Source organism: Cytobacillus firmus, assembly GCF_023715565.1.
Classification (GTDB): Bacteria; Bacillota; Bacilli; order Bacillales; family Cytobacillaceae; genus Cytobacillus; species Cytobacillus firmus_C.
The window spans coordinates 1-939 of sequence record NZ_JAMBOJ010000143.1 but is presented as its reverse complement, the minus strand read 5'-3'; the positions used below and the strand labels follow the sequence as shown (position 1 = coordinate 939).

Annotated in this window: 1 protein-coding gene; it reads right to left on the bottom strand. The window is 42.5% G+C overall.

The genetic code is table 11. The features are described 5' to 3' along the window. Nucleotides 1-213: 213 nt before the first annotated feature. On the bottom strand, nucleotides 214-699 hold the full coding sequence (locus M3205_RS25140) for a hypothetical protein (RefSeq protein WP_251172363.1): 486 nt from the start codon (nucleotides 697-699) through the stop codon (nucleotides 214-216). Between the last annotated feature and the right edge of the window lie 240 nt (nucleotides 700-939).

Here is a 939-nt window from a genome sequence, read left to right as displayed (position 1 = left end):
TTTAGGTTGAACTGTAATTGAGTCATAATTAATTCCTCCAACTTGTTTTTCGTAGCTGATAACATTGTTGACCAAAGGAATTAATTTGACTCATTTTCTTTTTACACAATTATATGGGCTTGACCAAGTGAAGCGCGAATTAGAGTCAGAACCAGAACCCACACCTGTCCAAAACAGGCCCAAGCCCCAATCACAAAAAGATTGGGGCTCTTTCTATACGGATGGCAAGCACAACACAACAATCTTATAAGGTGTGGTCTGGGCAGGAATGCTTTTCGTTGACGGACCATAGGTCACAACCAGGTCTCTGTTTGTGGGGCTGCCGGTAAATGCCTGCCCATTGGTCAGCACCATCTGTGTATACGGCGAGACGTTTAATTGCAGCTGTCCATCGCTGCTGATTAGCTGGCTATTAAAGAAGTCCGCTTTTACATTTTGGTGAGAAGTATGTTTTACCATCACCAGCGCACGGTATTGAGGGGGATATATTAGCGGAACAGGAGCATTGCCGTCATAATATCCGGTGATGATGTCCCCGGCTGACAGCCTGTTTTGATCTAGAACAAAAGTTGAAGGGGACACGATGAAATTGGCTGTTCCCCCCATCCCGTTATCGGCGGAAATCATCTTAAGGCAGCCTTCCCCGTTAAAATCAGAAATTTGCACAATAGTTCCCGTGAAGGATTGAAAATTGGTCATCTTCCTCCTCCGTTCTTTTAAAATAAAGCCTCGGATGTAACCAATATATTAAAACAGCCTATTTTCCGTTCCTGAAGAGTCATTATCAAAAAAATAAACCAGGCAGCCTAAGATTAACGGGTTCGGTTGACAGGGAGAAAACGTCAAAAAGTAAAACAAATAGTAAACAAAAAGGGCAGCTAATTAGCTGCCCTTTTAATACCCAAACTGGCATAGTTTTTAATAACCCTTATTTGGACA